Source organism: Nostoc sp. FACHB-888 (assembly GCF_014696655.1).
GTDB lineage: Bacteria > Cyanobacteriota > Cyanobacteriia > Cyanobacteriales > Nostocaceae > Nostoc.
Map to the genome: position 1 here is coordinate 1 of NZ_JACJQM010000092.1, position 19,939 is coordinate 19,939.

16 protein-coding genes are annotated in these 19,939 nt (G+C 43.3%); 5 read left to right on the forward strand and 11 right to left on the reverse strand.

Translation table 11 applies throughout. The features are described 5' to 3' along the window. Nucleotides 1–887: hypothetical protein (locus H6G26_RS30190; RefSeq protein WP_190734106.1), on the reverse strand; the 887-nt coding region annotated here is incomplete at its 3' end. A gap of 125 nt (nucleotides 888–1,012) precedes the next feature. Continuing rightward, nucleotides 1,013–1,924 (reverse strand): hypothetical protein, encoded by a 912-nt coding sequence (locus tag H6G26_RS30195; RefSeq protein ID WP_242053965.1) that lies wholly within the window; start codon nucleotides 1,922–1,924, stop codon nucleotides 1,013–1,015. A 180-nt stretch (nucleotides 1,925–2,104) separates the two neighbouring features. On the opposite strand from H6G26_RS30195, the gene H6G26_RS30200 reads away from it, so the two are divergent. The 5 genes from H6G26_RS30200 (at nucleotide 2,105) to H6G26_RS30225 (ending at nucleotide 4,863) form a co-directional block, all read left to right on the forward strand. Continuing rightward, on the forward strand, nucleotides 2,105–2,317 hold the full coding sequence (locus tag H6G26_RS30200) for a helix-turn-helix transcriptional regulator (protein WP_190734108.1): 213 nt from the start codon (nucleotides 2,105–2,107) through the stop codon (nucleotides 2,315–2,317). Between the two features lie 129 nt (nucleotides 2,318–2,446). After that, nucleotides 2,447–2,701 (forward strand): helix-turn-helix transcriptional regulator, encoded by a 255-nt coding sequence (locus H6G26_RS30205; protein ID WP_229476284.1) that lies wholly within the window; start codon nucleotides 2,447–2,449, stop codon nucleotides 2,699–2,701. 150 nt (nucleotides 2,702–2,851) lie between these two features. Further along, entirely contained in the window at nucleotides 2,852–3,808 is a 957-nt protein-coding gene (locus tag H6G26_RS43010) for an AAA family ATPase (protein ID WP_242053966.1), read from the forward strand. A 124-nt stretch (nucleotides 3,809–3,932) separates the two neighbouring features. Next, the gene (locus H6G26_RS30220; protein WP_190734110.1) at nucleotides 3,933–4,289 is read left to right on the forward strand and encodes a hypothetical protein; all 357 of its coding nucleotides are present in this window, start codon (nucleotides 3,933–3,935) and stop codon (nucleotides 4,287–4,289) included. Between the two features lie 13 nt (nucleotides 4,290–4,302). Next, entirely contained in the window at nucleotides 4,303–4,863 is a 561-nt protein-coding gene (locus H6G26_RS30225; RefSeq protein WP_190734112.1) for a WGR domain-containing protein, read from the forward strand. Nucleotides 4,864–4,958: 95 nt separating this feature from the next. Here H6G26_RS30225 and H6G26_RS30230 read toward each other — a convergent pair whose 3' ends face one another. From H6G26_RS30230 to H6G26_RS30270, 9 genes are all read right to left on the reverse strand, one after another. Beyond that, entirely contained in the window at nucleotides 4,959–5,354 is a 396-nt protein-coding gene (locus H6G26_RS30230; protein ID WP_242053967.1) for a response regulator, read from the reverse strand. A 123-nt stretch (nucleotides 5,355–5,477) separates the two neighbouring features. Further along, entirely contained in the window at nucleotides 5,478–8,360 is a 2,883-nt protein-coding gene (locus H6G26_RS30235; RefSeq protein WP_190734114.1) for an NHLP bacteriocin export ABC transporter permease/ATPase subunit, read from the reverse strand. Between the two features lie 44 nt (nucleotides 8,361–8,404). Further along, nucleotides 8,405–10,645: an NHLP family bacteriocin export ABC transporter peptidase/permease/ATPase subunit gene (locus tag H6G26_RS30240; protein ID WP_190734116.1), complete on the reverse strand. Its 2,241-nt coding sequence runs from the start codon at nucleotides 10,643–10,645 to the stop codon at nucleotides 8,405–8,407. Further along, nucleotides 10,632–12,077: an NHLP bacteriocin system secretion protein gene (locus tag H6G26_RS30245; protein WP_190734118.1), complete on the reverse strand. Its 1,446-nt coding sequence runs from the start codon at nucleotides 12,075–12,077 to the stop codon at nucleotides 10,632–10,634. Before H6G26_RS30245 ends, H6G26_RS30240 begins: the two co-directional genes overlap by 14 nt. Before the next feature lie 87 nt (nucleotides 12,078–12,164). After that, nucleotides 12,165–13,259 carry a cyclic nucleotide-binding domain-containing protein gene (locus H6G26_RS30250; protein WP_190734120.1) on the reverse strand — a complete coding sequence of 365 codons (1,095 nt, stop codon included), beginning with the start codon at nucleotides 13,257–13,259 and terminating at the stop codon, nucleotides 12,165–12,167. A gap of 88 nt (nucleotides 13,260–13,347) precedes the next feature. Next, on the reverse strand, nucleotides 13,348–14,154 hold the full coding sequence (locus H6G26_RS30255; protein WP_190734122.1) for a MinD/ParA family protein: 807 nt from the start codon (nucleotides 14,152–14,154) through the stop codon (nucleotides 13,348–13,350). Nucleotides 14,155–14,232: 78 nt separating this feature from the next. Continuing rightward, a complete protein-coding gene (locus H6G26_RS30260; RefSeq protein WP_242053968.1) occupies nucleotides 14,233–15,678 on the reverse strand; it encodes a cache domain-containing protein in 1,446 nt (481 codons plus the stop codon). A gap of 97 nt (nucleotides 15,679–15,775) precedes the next feature. Further along, on the reverse strand, nucleotides 15,776–19,057 hold the full coding sequence (locus tag H6G26_RS30265) for a type 2 lanthipeptide synthetase LanM family protein (protein WP_190734128.1): 3,282 nt from the start codon (nucleotides 19,055–19,057) through the stop codon (nucleotides 15,776–15,778). Between the two features lie 240 nt (nucleotides 19,058–19,297). Then, entirely contained in the window at nucleotides 19,298–19,534 is a 237-nt protein-coding gene (locus H6G26_RS30270; protein WP_190734130.1) for a mersacidin/lichenicidin family type 2 lantibiotic, read from the reverse strand. Between the last annotated feature and the right edge of the window lie 405 nt (nucleotides 19,535–19,939).

Here is a 19,939-nt window from a genome sequence, read left to right on the forward strand (position 1 = left end):
CTTAGCGCTGCACCAGGGCTTGGGTGAGCGAAAAATTCTTCTACAGCTTTGGTCAGTGCGTCAGCTACAACCGGATCGTGGCAAGCATAAACATAAACCTGTTGTTGAACACCATTGACCAGCCGTGTCTCTTGGCAATCGCCCAGGTGCGGGTAGAATGTTCTCACCCATGTCCCAAGATGACCACGATAGTGAGTGCCTTTAGTAGGAACCGTCTTACCGAGTTCAATCTCCGCAAAATTCACCACACCCATCCACTTTTCTTGTGTGCCGGAAAGTAACTGTCTGTTGTAGTCAGCTATCAGATTGGCGGCGAAGTCTTTGCAATTCTGTTCCATGTATGGGTTGAGTCTGCCACCTGTGAGTTCGGCTAAAGTCTTCATTGCCTGCACAAAAGTATGTAGCCGTTCCTCGACTGGGGGGAGGGCTGGTGTAGGGGGCTGAACTGGTGGTGTGATATTTGGTACAGCTACAATCAAATCTAAAATGATGGTTCTGACTTGCGCTGCTATCTCAGGCTCAGTTAGTAGCATTGCAATGCGGAGTGTCCCCAAAGGTGAAAATACTCTAGCTTGGGCTGTTCGAGATGCTAGCTCCAGTTTGGAGCGAACATCAGCTAAGTCCTTCCCAGTAAGTTTTCTGGTTTCATTATCCCGGAACTCCTTACTATTTCTTTCGTATATATGCTTAATACCCTGTATAGAACATTGGAAGTACTGAGCTAACTGTTCAACAGTTGCCCAGCCCTCGCCATTCCAAACAGCAAACACAATAGCTTTAGCTTTGTTTAATACTTGTTGAGAGCGAGAAGCATCTAATCCATCTAATGCAGATGTCCTTAAAGATGGAGACTCGATTAAAGCGCTTTGGTTTAAAGATAAACTCATGCTGATTCCTTGACTAATATGTTTTTCAGCAAGTAATAGAGTTGAGGTTTAGGTGTATTTGAAGAAGAACGCCCAAAAAATATTTAAAAGTGAGCAGCAATTTCCACTGCTGCCCACATGAAGCTTTACGCTGTGACTAATTCTTGAAGAAGAGATCGCACTTCATGGTTGAAAAGCTGCTGTAATTCCTCAGTAGTCAGTTGCTCTAAGGGTCGGTCTTGCAAGTATTTGTGAACTGGTTCAGCCAGCGATGTATCCACCATCGACAGCGATAGCACAGCATCAAGCACCGAGTTAGAATACTGCTGCTGGACTGAATAACGCTTCTTCACCCACCAGTTACCGTCAGTGCATCCGACTTGCCCCAGTTTCACGCCCTTGTTGTTGTAAATGCCATCATCGAGAATTTCAAATCCATAATTCTGGCACTCGTTGAAGATATGCGCCATGATTTGGTTTTCAGTAGTAGAAGAGGACAAGGAGCAGGGTGCGGGGTGCATGGGAGAGAATCTTTCTCCTCTGCCCCCTGCTCCCTGCCCCCCTGCTTGTTCTTGCACTGGCAGTGTGCCATCTTTGTAGTGAGTGCAGATGAAGCGATCGCAACGCATTAGAGTGTTGGCACGAAATACTTCTTTGTCGTTGACCATGACTACCCAGCGTTGCGTTAAATGGTTGTCGTCATGGCTGATGCTGGCTACCAGTTTGTCATCAGCGTAATATTCGTGATGGTCAAAAGAGATTTCGACTATTGTGAGGGGTTCGGGAGCGATCGCTTGGGCTTGGTCAGCGATGTAGTTGTCGAGTTCGGTTTGGGCTAGGGCTTGTTCGTCAGGGGCAACAGGGGCGATTTTCTGGATCTTGCTTGCCTGATAGTTAACAATGGCGGAAATCCAGGCATCCTTACAGCGTTTGTCGCTTACTTCGACTGTACAGGCGATTTCGCCGTAGATTTGCTTGAGTCGCGCAATAGATTTCAGTTGCAGCTGTTGATAAGTGTAAATGGCGTGAGTCATAATTGATAAAGTCTTAATGGACATAGAGAAGCGCTTCAGATTGGTAGTCGGGCGCTTTCTCTATTTTTATTATCTAACCGTTTCGATTAGTTGTCAACTATTACGATTAGAATATTGACATATCGGTTAGTAAAAGCTAATCTAGGTTTAGATTCCATCCGTTAAAGGGTAATTTTAAAGATGCAGTGCAGCGCATTATTCCCAATGACGATTAAGTGGAACTTGGCCTATCTCATGCTTGAGCGTGATATTAAAACTGGAGAACTGGCAGAAATTACAGGACTTCATCCAAACACAATTTCAAAGCTAAAGGCATACCGTGATATGCCCAAGAGACTGGATAGGGAAACACTTAATCAACTGTGTAAAGCACTCAACTGTAATCCAGGAGATTTATTGAAGTTCGAGCCTGATTAAAATATGCAAAGCCTAGCAATACCTACTTAGACTAGGCAAGCAACAGATAACCACATATTAAAAGCTGACTAGATTTGTGCCACTGTCACACTAAGCATTGGGGCAAACACAAGGAGGTGTAGGTTAGATATGGTGATACCGATAGAAGAATCAATGCCGATCAAGTGGCGCTTGGCTGTACTAATGGCTGATAGAGAAATCGACTATAAAAAGCTTGCTCAGATGACAGGGTTGCATCCTGTAACCGTCAGCAAGCACAAAAATATTCGGGTGATGCCAGAGAGGTTAGACAGAGACACGCTAGAGAAATACTGCAAAGCTCTTAATTGCCAACCTGGTGATTTGCTAACTTATGTGTCAGAAAAACCAAAAGACCAAACATAGTAATGTATTGCTTTTGACAGGCATCTACTAGCTAATAAGTCGAAAGTATTTTTTCCTCTAAAGTTTGAACCATCTCATGAAAACTCGATTTTTAGAATTGATTTGCAATCGACTTTAAGCAATGCCACTGAACCAGAAAGAGGTGGAAAAATGAATGAACCACCCCGTAAGCGCAACAAAGCCACCTCTGCTGTATCCAGTGACAGCACACTAACCGATGACCAAGACCTTGAAGAAAACCCAGCCTTAGCAACAATTAACGTTACTGCCGTTGAAGTTCCAGAATTAACCGAGCAGGAAATTAGCGATCGCTTGCATCTGGAGAGAAAAGTAGAGAGGGCATTTTTTGAGGCGGGAAAGGCTTTAATGGAGTTACGTGAGCGTAGACTGTACCACTCGACCCACAAAACCTTTGAGGAATATTGCAGGGACAGGTTTAGTTATACTTACCGCCATGTAAATTATTTAATAGCTGGTTGTTTGATAGTTGACAATATAAGAATGGGAACTAATAGTTCCCAAAACGAGGCGATCGCACCCTGCGTCCTGTGGATTGACGAAATAGAAAAAGCACTTTCGGGGACTGGTGACACTAGTGGAGTCTCACAGAGAATTCTGGGCAATATTCTCACGTTTATGTCGGAATCACAGTGTGGTGTGTTTGTCGTGGCAACTTGTAATGACCCATCTGCGCTGCCAAGTGAACTAAAACGGAAAGGCCGTTTCGATGAAAATTTCTTTGTTGATCTTCCCACAGAGTCTGAGCGAGTGCAGATTCTAGGGATTCATCTGCAACGCTTTGGCATTCACCTGGAATCGGAGTATTTGGAGGCGATCGCAGCTTCGACCGCGAAATTTTCCGGTGCTGAATTGGAAACCCTTGCTTCTGAAGCTGCTCTGCTGGCATTCGATGAAGGGCGACCGCAGCAGGTAACACTTGCTGACCTCGAAACCTGTCGCCAAACCATTACCCCGCTTGCAATTCAGGATGCTGCGGCAGTTGAGCGTATGCAATCCTGGGCATCAACCGCACGACGGGCTAGTAGTCCTGTGGTTGCAGCGAAAATTCAGTCTTTGCGTGCTGCTAAGTTTCGGAATATGAACTGATGAGAAACCGATTGCCTCCTGATTCTATGGGGGCGATCGCCACCGGTTCATAGCGGGTACGCCATCGCTCTTTCTTTTAGTAATTGAGAGCAACTAATTAACATAGTTAATAAGGTGAAGAAACATGACAACAGACTTAGTTACTTATTATGGACAGACTCCAACTATTGACCAATTGGTTGATAAATATGGTGTGTATTTAGAGAAGTTGGACAGAGAAACTAAGCTTATGCTCCGAATGGCATTAGCAACTTACATTTTTACGTTAGAAAAAGACAGTTCTACTAAGCATACTGTTGCTGAGGCACTTGAGGATGCATTGTCTAATCTGGGCTTATTAGTTTCATATCCATTGTATAAAAACTTGTTTGAGGATGTCTGCTCTGTTTTAAATGGGCTAACAATTCTGGAAGCTGAAACCCTACTTGAAGCACTACAACATCAAATTCGATGGGGCAATGCCCAGAAGTTAGCGAGTTGACTGGGTTAAAAACATGGAAATCTATTTAGTCTTTGTTGATGCTATCCGAAACAGCAATAAATTCTGGGCGGCCATTGTCGAAGATGGTAATTTAACAGTGCAGTGGGGCAGAGTCGGTTATCAAGCACAGACTAAAATCCACACATTAGGTAATCATCAAAGAGCCGTTAGTAAATTTCATAATCTGGTGGCAGAAAAGAAATCCAAAGGTTACAGCGAAAGTCAGCCAGAGATTGATGCTAGCCGCAGTGTTGCAGACATTAGACGAGCTATTCAATTATTGAATATTATCCGTCCGGCTGTTGCTCTCCAGAATTTTGGTGATACTTACATATCTGCTCTTAATGAGTATCTGAAAATTGTCCCAACACCTTTGGGAATGCAGATAAATTATCACAGAGTTTACCGCACAATAGCAGATATTGACTATCAACAAGAGTTACTCAATTCTCTGTTAGCAACACCTGCACCACAAGTTGCTGCGGTGGCTGTTGGTCATGCCCCTGAAGCAACAACAGAAACTAAGGTAATCAGTCTCAAGACTATCAGTAAAAACTTCTGGCGACATCTTTAGGCTTAAAGAGTGTGGCTAGCGAAAAGCTTGTCCATACTCTTTTTTTTCAAGGGAATTGATTAAAATCATGACTAATCAAACCACAAACATTAACTTTAACCACTAATTACAGCTTGTTTCTTATATAAGTCTAAGACGTTGGTAATCACCCTCAATAAATCCTCTACTGTACAAGGCTTATTAAGATAGCCATCTGCTCCTATTTCTATGCCATAGTACTGTTCTGCCTCGCTAGCCTTAGCTGTAAGAAAAATCAAGGGAATATTTGCTGTTATGGGATTTTGACGCAATGTAGCGAGAACTCCGTAACCATTTAACTCTGGCATCATAATGTCGCATATAACTAAGTCAGGTAAATGCTCTTTTACTTGGTTAACACCAATGTGACCGTTTTCCGCACTAATAACATCGAAACCTTCTGCTTCTAAACTCTCTACTAATATCTCTCGTGCTTGTGGCTCATCTTCTATTACTAAAATCTTTTTCATCATTTACTCAACTATGTAAATACAAACAGTTTAAATATAAATGTTTTGGATTTTCTTAGCGCTATCTAGATATGGATGAAAAATACTTTCCATGCCTAAACTTTACTGGGAGCGAATCTCAAAGAACTACGCCATTTGCCGAGCCATTAACTGGGCAAATAACCCCTCAACAACAGCTAGTTCCTCAAAAGTTCCTTGTTGTACAACCCGACCTCCCTGGAGTACATAAATGCGGTGAGCATTGCGAATAGTACTAAGTCGGTGAGCGATCGCAATTCTGGTAACTTGTAAGTTATCTAAACTTTCACTAACAATCGCCTGGGTTCTGTTATCGAGCGCACTGGTAGCCTCATCAAATAACAAAATTCGAGGTTTTAATGCCAGAGCACGGGCAATCAATAACCGTTGTCTTTGCCCTCCAGAAAGATTACCACCTCCTTCACTCACAACAGTATGCATTTGCATTGGCATAGCAGTGATATCGTCAGCAAACCCCGACATCCGCGCCGCCTCCCAAGCTTCATCTAAAGTAATCTGTGCGCCGCCTGCAATATTCTCGAAAATAGAAGCTGAGTTGAGTTGACCATTTTGTAAAACAACGCCCAACTGTCGGCGTACCGCATCCACATCTAACCCAGATAAATCTTGACCATCGTAGTAAATACTACCTACTTGCGGAGTCTCGAACCCAAGTAGTAATCGCAGCATGGTCGATTTCCCGCTACCAGAACTGCCTACCAAGGCAATAAACTCACCAGGCTGTGCAGATATGCACACATCATCCAGCGTTAGGGGACCATCACTGCGGTAACGGAAAGTCAGATGATCCACAGTAATTTTCCCAGAGAGTCTACCAGGGTCAGCCTTGGTAAGATCCACTTCTGGTATAGTTAAGATAATTGGCTGAGTGCGTTTCCATTCAGGGATGGCCTGCAAAAGTTCAGTAACTGTATTGCTCAGACCTGTCGTACCTTTAATAAAGTTGCCAAAGGCCGTATTAAAAGCTAGGAAAGTGCCAAGAGAAAATGTTATTCCTCCTGATGTCTCGGGTTTTTCTAGCAGGCTCATAGTAAACCAAAACAGAACTCCAGAAGTGACTGTAGGCATGACTGTATTGAAAAGTGCCACAGCATCTTCGACTTGTTGTTTACCGAGTTCGAGCTTAATTTGGCGACTATAATTTTTACTCCAACAAGCAAAAGCACGCTCCTGGGCACCTGCAACATGGAGTTTAGAAATGCCATTAATTAGCTGTACAGTCTGCCCGAAAATATTTCCCTGCAATTCTAGCAAAGGACGCACATAACGCAGGAGGAGGATACTAGAGATTGTGGTGAAAGTGAATGCAACTATAGCCACAACCACGCCAACTAAGGCTAATTGGAAGTTATAGTAAAATAATTGCCCGAGATAGAACAATGCAAAGAAACTGGTAATCAGATTAATTAAAGTTCTACCACTAAGTTGACGGCGGATCGTACTAATTGAGGAAACGCGCGATTGAAGATCCCCTGTAGTGTACTGGCGGAAAAAAGATACTGATAGATTTAGCAGTCTATCCCATACAGCTGCCTGAGTCGAGGCGTCGCCAGTAGTTTCTATCCGCAGCAGAGCAAACCCCTGAGCTAGTTGAAAAACTGCTGTCGCCAAAGCCGCAACCATCAGTCCCAAGCCGACTTGCAACAATAACCCTTTGTCGCTATCTGGAATCGCGTTATCCATTAAAATGGCAATCGCTTGGGGGGTGAGCATACCCAAAAGGGTGACGACAATAGCAGTAAATAAAATGACTTGCAGTTCTTTAACACGTCCCTTGAGGGCGAACCGGAGGAGATCCAAAGCTGAGAGCGCCTGATCAGGTAAAGACCGATACAATACATAAGCTATGGGCGCTAGTGTTAAAGCTTGGCGCTCATCTACAAGAGAGCGGGTTTGCTCTACTGGGTCAAAGAGTTCGTAGCGATCGCTAGAAACAGGTAATAAGGCTACTGGTCGATTTTCTGATTGGGTGTAGGCAACTATTGGCCCACAATCCCTCTTCCACCAGTTGTCCCGCAATAATACACGTCGCATTCGGATGCGGGAAGCACGTACGATTGCCTCCAGTGGCTCTTTGACTCGCTTAAGGTTTTCGGAACGAGCAGGGGGGCGGATTTTCACTCCTAAAGCCCTACCTACTGCACCAGCAGCAACCAATAAAGGTGTTCCTTCATTGAAAATGCCTTTATCCTGGGAATTTAGAGTCGATGCTAGTTCTCCTAAAGCTTCTGCTGTGACTTGACGGTTGAGGCGTTGGCGATCCCGCAACCGCATCAGTTCTGTCTCTGTTTGCGATCGCTCCAAAAGTTCAATGGCGTGTAAGAATTGGTTGTGAAGTTGGGATAGTCCTGCCAGAATATTATTTGGGTTAAGGAATTCTCTGGTAGTTTGAGTAGTAAGCTGCACTCCTTCCACTGCTTCTAGCCACATTTTGTCGTTAAGGGGAATGACTTCTGTGGCTGTCAGGATAAGTTCTTCAAACCCTAGCCAGCGAACAGTGCCTTGCTCAAGCCCTACCCAAGATACTACACCTGATTCTGATTGAAAAGTCTGACCTTGGGTGAGAGAAAATCGTGCCTGTCCCTGAGCCTTAACCTGAATTGCTGGAGTAGCAACGTGGGAGAGGGCTGTAGCGACATTTTCCATCCAATTTTCTATCCAAGTAATTACCCTAGCATCTCCATTGGCTACTAACTCGCTGAAACATTGGGGATCTAACTTGAGCAGTTCTGTTTCCCCCATTGGAACTGCTAAAAATTGACGACACGGACCATAAGAGTTGATAGTAGTTCCAAACAGAGCTGCCGTCTGGCTAACACTGAACAGATAACGTCGTGTACCTTCAATCACACCATCTTTAACTGTGACGGCAAACAATGCCACAGACCCAGACTGGACTACCCAAACCGTCTGCGGGTCATCTAGCAGTATCGGCTCATTACCTTTTATGCTGTAAACTTGCCCCTGCATTGTCCCTTAGCTCCAATTAAAAATTGCTGTAATTATTGAATTTCTTAAAGCGCTTCTTGGTCAGTGCGAATCAACCGGGAGTACGCACCCTCAACTTGCCACAATTGTTGGTGAGTACCTCGTTGTACCACCTTTCCGCGTTCTAGGACGATGATTTCATCACAGTCTCGAATGGTACTTAAGCGGTGTGCGACAATAATGCAAGTGCATCCCCGTTGCCGCAAATTCTGGTCAATAATTTGTTCCGTCTCGGCATCCAGGGCACTGGTAGCTTCATCCATAACTAGAATCGCAGGGTTATTAACCAAAGCACGGGCAATTTCCAACCGTTGTCGCTGACCGCCGCTTAAATTTGCAGCCCCTTCTATCAGTTCGGACTCAAATCCCCCAGACATGGAGAAAACCACATCGTCAATCGCTGCATCTTGACAAGCTTGAATGAGGTTTTTGTCTGGTATAGTTGCATCCCAAAGGGTGAGATTGTCCCTGATAGTGCCACCAAACAGCAGAATCTCTTGCTCTACCAGAGCCAGAGAGTTAGTTATTATTTGCTGGGAAATCTGTTGTCTGGGTATACCATCAAAGAGAATTTCTCCTGTCCAAGGTTCATAAAGTCTGCTGACGAGTTTGGCAATGGTAGACTTGCCAGAACCACTCCCACCTACCAAGGCAACTCTTTGACCAGGTTTAATGGAGAGATTAAAGTTTTCGATCATGGGAGAGTCGAGGCGACTATAGCCAAATGTGATGTTTCGCAACTCTACATACCCCTGTAAACGTGGAGATGCAAATTGAATCACATCATCAGGTTGTTCGTTTCTAGTTTCTACTTGCGGGTCTACGGGGTTGTCTAAAACATCATCCAGGCGAATCAGATTGCCCTCTAGTTCTTGCAACGTACTACCAAAGTTGACAAGATTGTTTACAGGCATCTGGAAACTCTGCATCAAACCTTGAAAGGCTATAAGCATCCCAATACTTATATGCCCATCCATCACCCGTAAACCGCCTACAACCAACAATAGCATCGAAGAAAGCGCCGACAAAAGCGTAGGTAATACAGAAAATGTTTGGTTAGCCACTCCCAGTTCCTGTTGGGATTGGATAGCTTTAGTGTAATAGCCAGACCAGCGCCCAAAAAAATCTGATTCCAACCCCGACGCTTTCAAGGTTTCTATAGTTTGGAGTGCAGCTATGGATAAGCCAGCAGCTTTACCATACTCTTGTATTAATCGTTGATTAGCATCTACCCGCTGGCGGGAAATTAACTGTAAGGTTAAGACATTCACTGCCGCAAAGCTGACTACAAGTAAAGTTAACACCCAGTCATATTGGAGCATGACCAGAGCATAAAAAATTACCATTACTGCATCAATACCAGTAGTCGCCAATTTCCCTGACAGGACATCAGCTACTTGGTTATTGAGAGTAGTGCGATTACTGATTTCTCCGGCAAATCGCTGGGCGTAAAAACTCACAGGTAAACGTAGAATGTGCCAGAGAAAGCGGCTACACATACTAACAGCTAGTTTGATTTTCAGACGACGCAGGTAGCGCAACCGCAATAACGTTAGCGACCCTTGAAGTACGGTGGCGACCGCCATCCCTAACAGCAGTGGTCGCAGCCAGTCATACCGTTGCTGTACTAAAATGTCGTCTACAAACACCTGGCTAAAGACTGGTACTGCCAACCCAACTAAAGTTAAGAAGAATCCCGCAACTAAACAGTAAACTAAAGCACCAACAGTGCTACCCAGTCGTGACGACAGAGAGTGCATCATGCTAGGTTTACGACCACCTCTGGTAAACTCTGAGCCTGGTTCCAACACCAATACTACTCCGGTATACCCTTGGTCAAATTCCTCCAACGATACATGACGCGGCCCCGAAGCAGGGTCATTCAGATAAACTCGCTGTTGGCGAAACCCCTCTACTACAATGAAATGGTTAAAGTTCCAGAAAACAATATAGGGAGGGCGTAGCTCTTGGAGTTGCTTTAGTTCTTTTTTAAAGCCTTTAGCCTGGAATCCATAATTTCTCGCAGCTTTGAGTATATTTGATCCCTTAGAGCCATCGCGGGAAACTCCACAGTCCCGCCGCAGTTGTGGGAGTGGTACTATCCGACCGTAGTAACTGAGAATAATTCCCATAGCAGCAGCACCACATTCCACTGCCTCCATTTGCAGCAGAGTGGGTGTTTTGACGCGCATACCTCTACTTGTTAACAGTGCTTGCAAGTCCTGCCAAAGATTAATCGATGTTACTATCGGGTTAGTAGATACCACTTAAAGACCTCAAAATAGGAAATATATAAGTGATGGGAGCGCGTTCTTCCACCTTGACTCGCGCTACAGTAGTAGTCCCAGAAGAAATTTTCAGTTGCGGCCCTGTGGAGGAAGACCACTTGTAACCGGTGGGTGTGCTGGAATTTAGCTCTAGGTTAGAGAATACTTGTATCAGAGCTTCCTGTTTTTCAGATACTAGAGTTTCTACCAGTTCTGAATTGCCTACTTCCGACGCGGCTGCTTCTTTTGTAATTGGAAATTTTGAGAGGCTAGAGATATTGCCAACAATGCCGCCGTAGCGTTCCCTTTTAACGGTTTGAGGGGTAATTTGGATTGCCATTCCTGGTTGAATTTTTTTGCCATCCGAAACTGGAAAATACGTAACACTAACTAATTTTTTCTTAGGATTCTCAGCTTCTATGGTTGCTAGGCGAGTTCCTGGACTGACAACTTGTCCAGGCGTGAGCGTGATTTCTAGAATACGTCCGCTGTATTGACTAGCAATTTCGCTGTTATCGCCTAATTGCTGTTGGAGTTTGGCAATCTCTCGCTTGAGTTCTTGAATCTCGTTTTTGCGGTTAGTTACAGTTTGCAAGTCTTGTTGAGCTTGACTGGCTACTTTACTGTTTTGTTCTTGCAACTGGGCTTGGATGTTTTTGATTTCGTTCAGGTTGGAGAGGTATTGTTGTTGTGCATCTGCTTCCTTAACATCTAGTTGTTTTAACTGAGATTCAGCTTCATCAATGCTTGCACGCGCATCATCGTATTGTTGCCGTGCTTCTAAGACCACATCATCAGGAATCGCTCCTTCTGCTAACAGCCTCTGACGGTTTTCTAGCCTCTTTTTATGAGTAGGAAGCAGCCCTTGGAGTGTTTGCAAGCGTCGTTGTAGGTTTAGGCGATCGCGCCCGATTGATACCAGCCCTTTCTCCCTCAACACAGGTGTCAAATCCTGCACAATTTTTAGTCTTTGCTCAAGAGTTTGGCGTTGCTCTTGTATTGCCCTTGTGTCAAGCTGCTGACGCTGCCCTTGTAACAAACTAGCATTGCGATCCTGCTCCTCTAGTTGGACTAATTTGCCACTGGCTAGTTGTAATTGCTTACGCAGGTCAACTTGATCAACCGTTGCTAGAACATCTCCCTTCTTAACGACATCCCCGACTTTAATATTCAGAGCAAGTAACTGCCCTGAACTTTTAGATTGTACTGGTACAACTTGACGTGGAAAAATCAGTACGCCTTTACCCTCAACGGTAATTGGGATGCGTCCGAAAATACTCCAGATGAGGGCGACACCTATTATAGAACCTAAGCCAACTAGAGGTAGCCAGCTTTTGGGACTCACTACGTGCATCAGTTGGTCTAGTCTTTCAGGAGAAGATAGACGCTCTAAAGATTCTTTGCGAAATAGGTTTTGTTTCTCGTGTAACATTATAAGTACAGTTATAATACTTGGTAAATTTTTTCAGATATAGTGATGATTATTTTTCATAATTTGATACATTCTTTTTAGCTGGTGCTAATTGATTCTTAAGCGTTCCAACATCCAATCAAACCTTTTCCCAGCCAGCGCTACATGGTCTAAAACGCTGATATCCAGTTCATCCTCATATTTCACATTTTCAGCCAACGACAAGCCTTTGCTATAAACCCGCCTACCATAACCCAACCGACTCAACATTCCCTGTAATCTTTGGGAAAGTAAAGTAACAATTACTCGATAAAAACGAGATGAAAATCCTGCATCCTGTTGTAACTTCACTGCCATTTGCTGTCGAGAAATCGATAACACAATTGCATCTGATACCGCCTTTACAGTTGTAGAAGGAAGGCGACCATCAATGAAGGGTGTTTCTCCGATGATTTCGCCTTTCGATAATCTTGCTATTTCTCTACCGGAAATTTCACTACCCTCCATAACAGCAAAAGCACGCGCCAAGGGATTATGCTCATTTTCAGAAATAGATAGGGACATAGTTCCATCTAAAAGAATATACAGAGCATCCACAGGCCCTTTTTCGTGGATAATTACGGTATTAGCAGGAATTTTATGTGGCGTTCCATAAGCCATCATCCAATCAATGTCGCTATCATATAATTCCCCTAAAACAAATAACACATCCTTTAAAGGCTGATTTTGTGCGATACTGCTACGACCAAATTGATTGATGATACTTTGCAGCCTATCTGCTAACATGATTGCGATCGCTCGATAAAAGCGTGAAGCAAAACCAACGTCTTGCTGCAATTTTGCTATCAATTCCTCTATAGGAATTGACATTATTAGAGATTTTTCTACAGCCTTAACAGTTATAGCTATCGGACTACTACCTAAGAAAGGAAGTTCTCCCACTACCTCACCGCTTGTTAATCTCGTAATCTCCCGACTTAAGATTTCATTACCTTCAATGGCAGCAAAAGCGCGAGTTAGAGGATTGTTGTCTGGTTGAAAAATATTAACTGTTAAGATGCCATCTAATAGGATATGTAGGAAATCAGCAGTTTTTCCTTCTTGAATGAGTACAGTGCCAGCTGCTATTTGTCTTTGATGACCTGTAGCAATCATCCAATTGATGTCAGTGTTAGTTAATTCTTTAAGTAGAACTTCTGTCATAGGTTAGTTATCCTATGTTTTATTAATGGGATTTTGAAGAAAAGCATATAGTCGGCAAGTACACTAGCGCGAAATTCCTGCTGGTTGTTCAAGAGCGGCCACCTCTCATAATTACTTTCTTTTGCTCACCGAAAATCTGTGCAGCAATTTCTTTTACTGTCTGGCTAAAAGGATGGTCAGAGTGACGTAGACAGAAAATATCGCTGCTTCCTAGCTCAACTATCTCTTCAGAAAGAGGTACAATACCAGCTACAGGGGTCTTGTAGAGTGTTTCTATCTCTTGCTGTAAAGCATCAAAATCTAAACTTGACAACACTTTATTGACCACCAATAACATTTGGGACACTTCCAACTTTCTCGCTACATCCACTGTGACAGCTGTACCCTGAAAGTCTTGGCTGTCTGGACGTAAGATGACGACCAAAATATCGGAGATAGCGATAGAAAGTAAGGTTTCTTCATTTAGACCAGGGTGAGTATCAATTAATAGATAATCCAGGTTAAAATGGCGGATAAAATCATCAAAGCCATCGTTGAGTCGACTGACATCATAACCCTCGCGTAAGATTCGGGAAATTTCACTAGCCTTTAAACTGGAGGGAATCAGGTAGAGGCTGTCAGGAGCGACATCTGTCTTATCTTCGGTCTTGAGAGTGTTACTGACATTGTAGACAGCTTCTTTTATGGCACAGCGACCCCACAAATAGTCATTGAGGGAGCGATTTATCTTTTCCTCGTTTAGACCAAAAATAATGTGAATCCCTGGTGACTGAATGTCGGTGTCAATAATACCTACACGTTGTCCGTTACGGGCAATAGTAGCTCCTAAGTTGGCAATCAGATTTGATTTGCCTGTTCCACCACGGAATGAGTGAACGCATACAATTTTTGTCATAGTGCAATGCTTACTAATATGAATAGTGTTAGAACTTTTTTGACCAAACAAAGGCACAGGGGAAGAGGCAGGAAAAAATCAGGAGTCAGCTTTTAATTCCCGAGTTCTGAACTTTTGCGCCTTTTTGGATAATTGCTGGAAGTAATCTGCCTCCATTTCACCAGTTTCTACCTTTCGAGTCTTGAGCTTTTGAGCTTTTTTGTACAACTGCTGAAAGTAATCTGTCTGAGTAATTTCGGCTACCTGACTAGCTCTTTTAGCTTCGTTAATCTCAATGTGTAGTTGCTTTACTTGCTGTTTGAGCTTATGCTCTCGCGTTTTCACCTCTTGAGCCATCTCTAGAAAAACGCGCACTAGTTGACCGATATCGTCAGTTGCGCTTCCCGCTTTAACCAATTTGTCAGCATCAAAATCGTCCTGCTTCGCTAGTGCTTGCGCTGCTTTTGTAAGGGCACGAATCGGTTTAGCAATGCTCCGTGCCACTAGGAGTGCTACAATTGCGGCGATCGCTCCTACTGCCAGTAAACTCAGGCTACTTTGCCAGATGAGGCGATTAAGAGGAGCAAAAAACTGGGCGCTCGATTTGTTTACTCCTAAGACCCAAGGTTTTTCGTCTAGAGGGGCAAAGCCGACCATCAGGCGCATCTGTTCTACAGTTGAATAATACCTGGTGTGGCCCGGCTGTTTGGCTCTCACCATCACTTCTGCCAACTCTGAAAGTTCTAAGCTTTTAATCTGATTCAGACCATATTGCCTATTGCTCTGAATTTGCTTGAGTTTCTCTGGCGGCAAGCGATCCAGGCTACTGTAAAGGAGGGATTTATCAGGGTGGCTGATAATTACTCCATGCTCGTCAACCAAGAAGGCATTGCTCCCTGTGCCTGCCTGCAACGCATTGACAATTGCCCAGATGCCCTGTCCCTTAACCTTTAAGACTGCCACTCCTACAATTGTGCCGTTGTCAGACCGCACAGGATTAGAAAAGTAGATGCCTGGTCGTCCACTAGTTGTACCAACCAAAAAGCTAGAAACGCCAGAGTGTCCCTGAAGTGAGTGCTGGAAGTATTCGCGGAAGGCGTAGTTTTGACCAATGAATGTAGCATCTGTAGCAGCGACGCAGTGACCCTTTCTATCCATAACATAGATAACATCATAGTCAGGATTGGAGTGAAAAACATTGTCGAGCGATCGCTGCATGGAGGAGCGGGAAGCTGTTTGATTCTGGGTTGTGATAGAAGTAAAGAAATTTACTACATCTTTATCAGTACTGATTTGAACAACAACACGCTCGATATCAATAATTAACTGGTCGAGCCGCCTAGCATTACTGGTAGCTAATAATTCCAGTTTCCGGTATTCGCCAGCCTCCACACTTTTTAAGCTCTGTCGCAGATTGTAGTAAACGGTGAAGCTCATGGGTATGAGTGTAGCTGAAAGCAGTGCTGCCGAAATTTTGGCAGTGATCGACCAAGTAGGCGGGTTAAATATGCGATGAAAGTGCTTTAATTTTACTTTTTCTGTCATCCTTTATGTATTGTCAAGAGTTTATTTAATTTGTCTGTTCACTGTATTTTTTTTTACTTCCCTAAGTTCCATGAATCTGGTATTTTTCATAGCTCATTTAAGATTGCCTCATTAGTGGAGTGGCTTTGACAACGGAAATATTCAGTGGTGACTCAAGTACCAGCACAGAAGGAACTCGCGTTGGTTCTGCTAAACGTAGTAATCCATAACCAATCCCAGCTAAACCTGTCATTAGTCCTGGTGTTTCAACTCCTAAAGGAACCCCACAAAGCCATCCATGTTGATTGATACTTTCAAGAATGATGGATGCAAAGCGATTCACTTGATAATGCAACTGGGGATTATTGAGGGTAAGACTGGCTTGTAATAGTAATTCCAGATTGCCTAAATCGCCATGACACAAAGAGTGATTGCTACCAAATCCATCAGCTAGAGTTGTTTTGATTGCTGTATCAATCTCACTGCGGACTTTGGCATCATCAAGATGTGGCAGCGATCGCAACCTCCCTAAGCCAATCCCCGGCGCGCCATGACACCAAGCAGTCATACAGATAGGTTGAGTATCGCTTTTGTCTTTTATAATCGAACTGGAAAAATCGCGTAAGTCGGGCCAATTTCCCACTTCAGGACAGAAGAGACTACGCTCATATTCAATAGCAGCTAGAGCAGTTGTCCGAAAGCGTGAATCGCCTGTCAGAGCAGACAATTCCAGTAGTGCTGATGCTATGCCTGCTACACCATGAGAGAAACCAGCTAACGGCAGTTCCCCACCTCCGGGTCTTAACCAACCAACTCCCTGCTCCATTGTTTTTATATGGGAAATAATCCGATCGCCACACTCAATTGCAGCAGTAAGTGTGCGTTGAGAAGGTCGGCAACGGTACAAGCTAACCAAACTCTTAATACATCCAGCAGCACCACCGATAATGTCTAAGTATTCATCTTGGGCGATCAAATCAGGAAGTAATTCAACCAGTGCCTCAGCCTCAACTAATAAGGCGGGCTCATTCCACAGAATACCCAGATGGGTTAGGGTATAAATTACCCCCCCCAACCCATGAAAGCCACCAATTGCCTTAATTAGTGATTTGCCAATCTCTAGCTGATCTTGCATTGTCGTTAATGCTGATTTTGCTAGTGCAGTGTAGCGGTTATCAGCAGTGACGGTACCAAGATAGGCCAGGAAGAGAATAACTCCTGGTAGACCATCATAAAGGTCTATTCCTAAGGGAGCAAGAGACCAGTGCTTTTCATTGATGACAGTTAAGCCAATCCAAGAAATATCTTTTTCACCATGTAACGCTAGTGCTTCCAGATGATTACCCACGGTTTTTGCTGCTGCCAATAGTTGCTCACGACTAGCATTATTTTGCGGTTCTGTCACACGGTAACTAGAGAATTTTACTCCATCCTCTGTCATTGCCAATGTGGTGAGAGAGGCATGGATAAACCAGAGTTGTTGTTTGAGGTCAGTATCACTAAGCTGCTGGAAGCGACGTTGCACCAGAGCCATGCCTGATTCACCAGAGAAGTCGGCAATTTGCTGATTAGAACTACTCCAAATAGCACAAGAATTAGGGCGAGTGGTAAACATGGGAATATCACCTTGCCACAAGTCATCGCGTTCAGCAGCAATCACCTTTGCCAAATAAGGTTGCTGTTCGATATTTAACCAAAGGCGGTCAAAAAAGCGATCGCGCTCTAAGGCGTTGCGTAACAAGTTAGGGTGATAACTTTCACGTAGCAGCAAAGCATAAATGAAAGTAGGACGCAAAATAAAGCGTACCTCATCTTCAGCAAAACAAGCTAACGGGCTATTTGCTGATAATAATTCATCTCGATATTGCAGTAGTAACTGATAGATATTAGTAAAGCCAGTAGCGATCGCTTCAGCGTAATCCAGTACATTCACTTCTGCCTCATTCAAAGTTGGTCGATTCTGACTTTCTGCCATAGGCATCCGCTCACAAGCCAGCCGCATTTCATCTGTGCCAATTGCTTCTAAATACGGCACGGGATTAAGTGTCATTTGCCCCCCTTTTCCGCCCAAGCCACTGATCTCAATTCCCTCAGATTCATCATTTACCCAAAATCTTTGAGGGAGTAAGCCAACACGCAAAACGGAGTAACTAATTATTTTAGAAGCAAGTTGGTTTGATGTCTTAATATCAGCATCTGAAAGTTGGGGATGGAAGAGCGATTCTAAGTCAACTAAAACAGGATGTTCCCCGGCTGCAATTAGATTCTCCTTGTGAAAATCAGTTGCTTCAATGGCATATAGTAGCGCCAAGTAACCACCCTGACGTTCATAAAAACGCTGAACTTCTTCTGAACTAGTACAACCATGAGTTACAACAAATTCCACCCAACCATAAGTACCCTGATTTAATATTTTTAGAGTCCGGAACGGGGGATGATTACCTCGCTGGTTCAGCCATTCTATAAGTTGCTGAAAATGCAGATCAACAGCTAAAGATTTCGGCTTGTATACTATCTGAAAACCAGAACTAAATTTGGCAATTAGTACAGCACGTCCACCCCGATGGGTGTCACCAATATTACCATCTATTTGTGCTAGTAAACCTGGATTAGTATCAGGACTGAATGTAGTGCATATATCTGACCAATCAGTACACAAGTGCTGAATAAATTCTAGACTAAAGTTTAGCCAGCGATTAATGCTAATTACAATTTGACGCGCTAAAACTGGATATTCTTGGAGGAGAGGAATTACAATTTCATGCTGGCGTAAGCGCTGTAAGAAACTTTGAAATCGCTCCTCTGGTGTGTCACCTTGTAATAGTCCTTGTAGACGCGCCACGTTGAGTTCTAAAACCATTGTGCGACTCAACATTGAAAGCAGCTGACTTCGTAGGTTGACAAATAGCACTGCCTCAATAGTGTTGGGGTCAAAGGGTAAATTATGGTGTGTTTGGATTAAGGTTTGGATTTCTTGATTGAGTTGAGCTAGCCCTTGGCTAATTAGCGGCTCAATGGCATCTAAAAAACCAGCCACTTCTTCACCTTGTAATTTTTCTGGAAGGGTAATTTTCTTGGAACCAAAATCCACAAATGCTTTTGCAATTTCTATTAACCAGTTAGGGCAATTGGAAAAACGGTTTTGCACAGCTTGAATCGGTTCACCTAGCAGGTAGAGAAATTCCTCTTCGGTAATGCCATCTATTGCTAAACGTTGTGTAAAATTAGTGTCAGATGTAAAGGGGAATTGTGATTTCCAGCGCTGCATTCGACGTTGAGCCAATTTAGCATTAATCCTTGTGTTTGGCGCGTTTTGACAGACTTGATTTAGTCCTGCAATGCGTTCACAGAGTGTGACTGCATAGTACCAGTTGCAAGTTTGGAAACATGAGGGATTCATGGTAGTAACCTCTTTACTACTTATTGGAAAAGAATTCAGGAGTCAGAACAAGAAAGCGGGGGATTTAAATCCGCCACTAATTGAAGGCTGCTAAATCGAAGATAAGCGTGAGGGTCTTAAACCCGTTTATTCATCTGCTAGTCGCACTCAGGTAAATTCTGAATTCTGGTTCCTGACTCCTGAATTCTGTTTTAATAAAAAGAGGGAAGGTGTAACCCCTCTTTTGTTTGGGAAAATCAATTATCGTACAACTTCGTTCCCACGCCCAGGGCACGGTGCATTAACGACTACAGTTTCAACACAGATAAATGCATTGGTATGAATTTGTCCACCCGCGACATTTTCCATATCCGTATCGCTTAGTTCACCGGTCCCAGCTGGGTTTTCAGGTAGCTGTGCCCGTTGCTCTTCGCTTAAACTGTTGCGATACTCTTCATCTTTCCAAGCGCGAACAATATCGATATCTTCGTGTGACATAAAGTCCTCCTAATTGAACAATTCAAATTTCAACGTTGTTTTGAGAGTCAAAAGCTGTGACAAACTGCTAGATAAACTCTTGCTGTTCGCCTTGCTTTTTGCCTCTATTATGTTGTCGTGCCAAAAATTAAATATTTCGCAGAATTTATGAATTATTGCTATTTCTCTACCTTTAGATATAAGTGTTGCAGGATTTTATAAAAAATAAAAATGGTTATATTAAACTTTTAAAACAGCTTCGGTGGTAAGACTTTCAATTTAAAAATATGGCTATAAATTTAGTTATTTTCTACAACTAGATTAATTTTGATACTTCTCTCGGTAGATATAAAAAAAACTTATAAATTTGTTAGTAATTATTTATCACAAAATTTAATATTAAATTTGTGGATTTTCAAGAAACAC

Coding starts and splice junctions, on each gene's coding strand:
- H6G26_RS30195 (WP_242053965.1), bottom strand. CDS start 1,924: ATGTCCATTAAGACTTTATCAATTATGACTCACGCCATTTACACTTAT.
- H6G26_RS30200 (WP_190734108.1), top strand. CDS start 2,105: ATGACGATTAAGTGGAACTTGGCCTATCTCATGCTTGAGCGTGATATT.
- H6G26_RS30205 (WP_229476284.1), top strand. CDS start 2,447: ATGGTGATACCGATAGAAGAATCAATGCCGATCAAGTGGCGCTTGGCT.
- H6G26_RS43010 (WP_242053966.1), top strand. CDS start 2,852: ATGAATGAACCACCCCGTAAGCGCAACAAAGCCACCTCTGCTGTATCC.
- H6G26_RS30220 (WP_190734110.1), top strand. CDS start 3,933: ATGACAACAGACTTAGTTACTTATTATGGACAGACTCCAACTATTGAC.
- H6G26_RS30225 (WP_190734112.1), top strand. CDS start 4,303: ATGGAAATCTATTTAGTCTTTGTTGATGCTATCCGAAACAGCAATAAA.
- H6G26_RS30230 (WP_242053967.1), bottom strand. CDS start 5,354: ATGATGAAAAAGATTTTAGTAATAGAAGATGAGCCACAAGCACGAGAG.
- H6G26_RS30235 (WP_190734114.1), bottom strand. CDS start 8,360: ATGCAGGGGCAAGTTTACAGCATAAAAGGTAATGAGCCGATACTGCTA.
- H6G26_RS30245 (WP_190734118.1), bottom strand. CDS start 12,077: ATGTTACACGAGAAACAAAACCTATTTCGCAAAGAATCTTTAGAGCGT.
- H6G26_RS30250 (WP_190734120.1), bottom strand. CDS start 13,259: ATGACAGAAGTTCTACTTAAAGAATTAACTAACACTGACATCAATTGG.
- H6G26_RS30255 (WP_190734122.1), bottom strand. CDS start 14,154: ATGACAAAAATTGTATGCGTTCACTCATTCCGTGGTGGAACAGGCAAA.
- H6G26_RS30260 (WP_242053968.1), bottom strand. CDS start 15,678: ATGACAGAAAAAGTAAAATTAAAGCACTTTCATCGCATATTTAACCCG.
- H6G26_RS30265 (WP_190734128.1), bottom strand. CDS start 19,057: ATGAATCCCTCATGTTTCCAAACTTGCAACTGGTACTATGCAGTCACA.
- H6G26_RS30270 (WP_190734130.1), bottom strand. CDS start 19,534: ATGTCACACGAAGATATCGATATTGTTCGCGCTTGGAAAGATGAAGAG.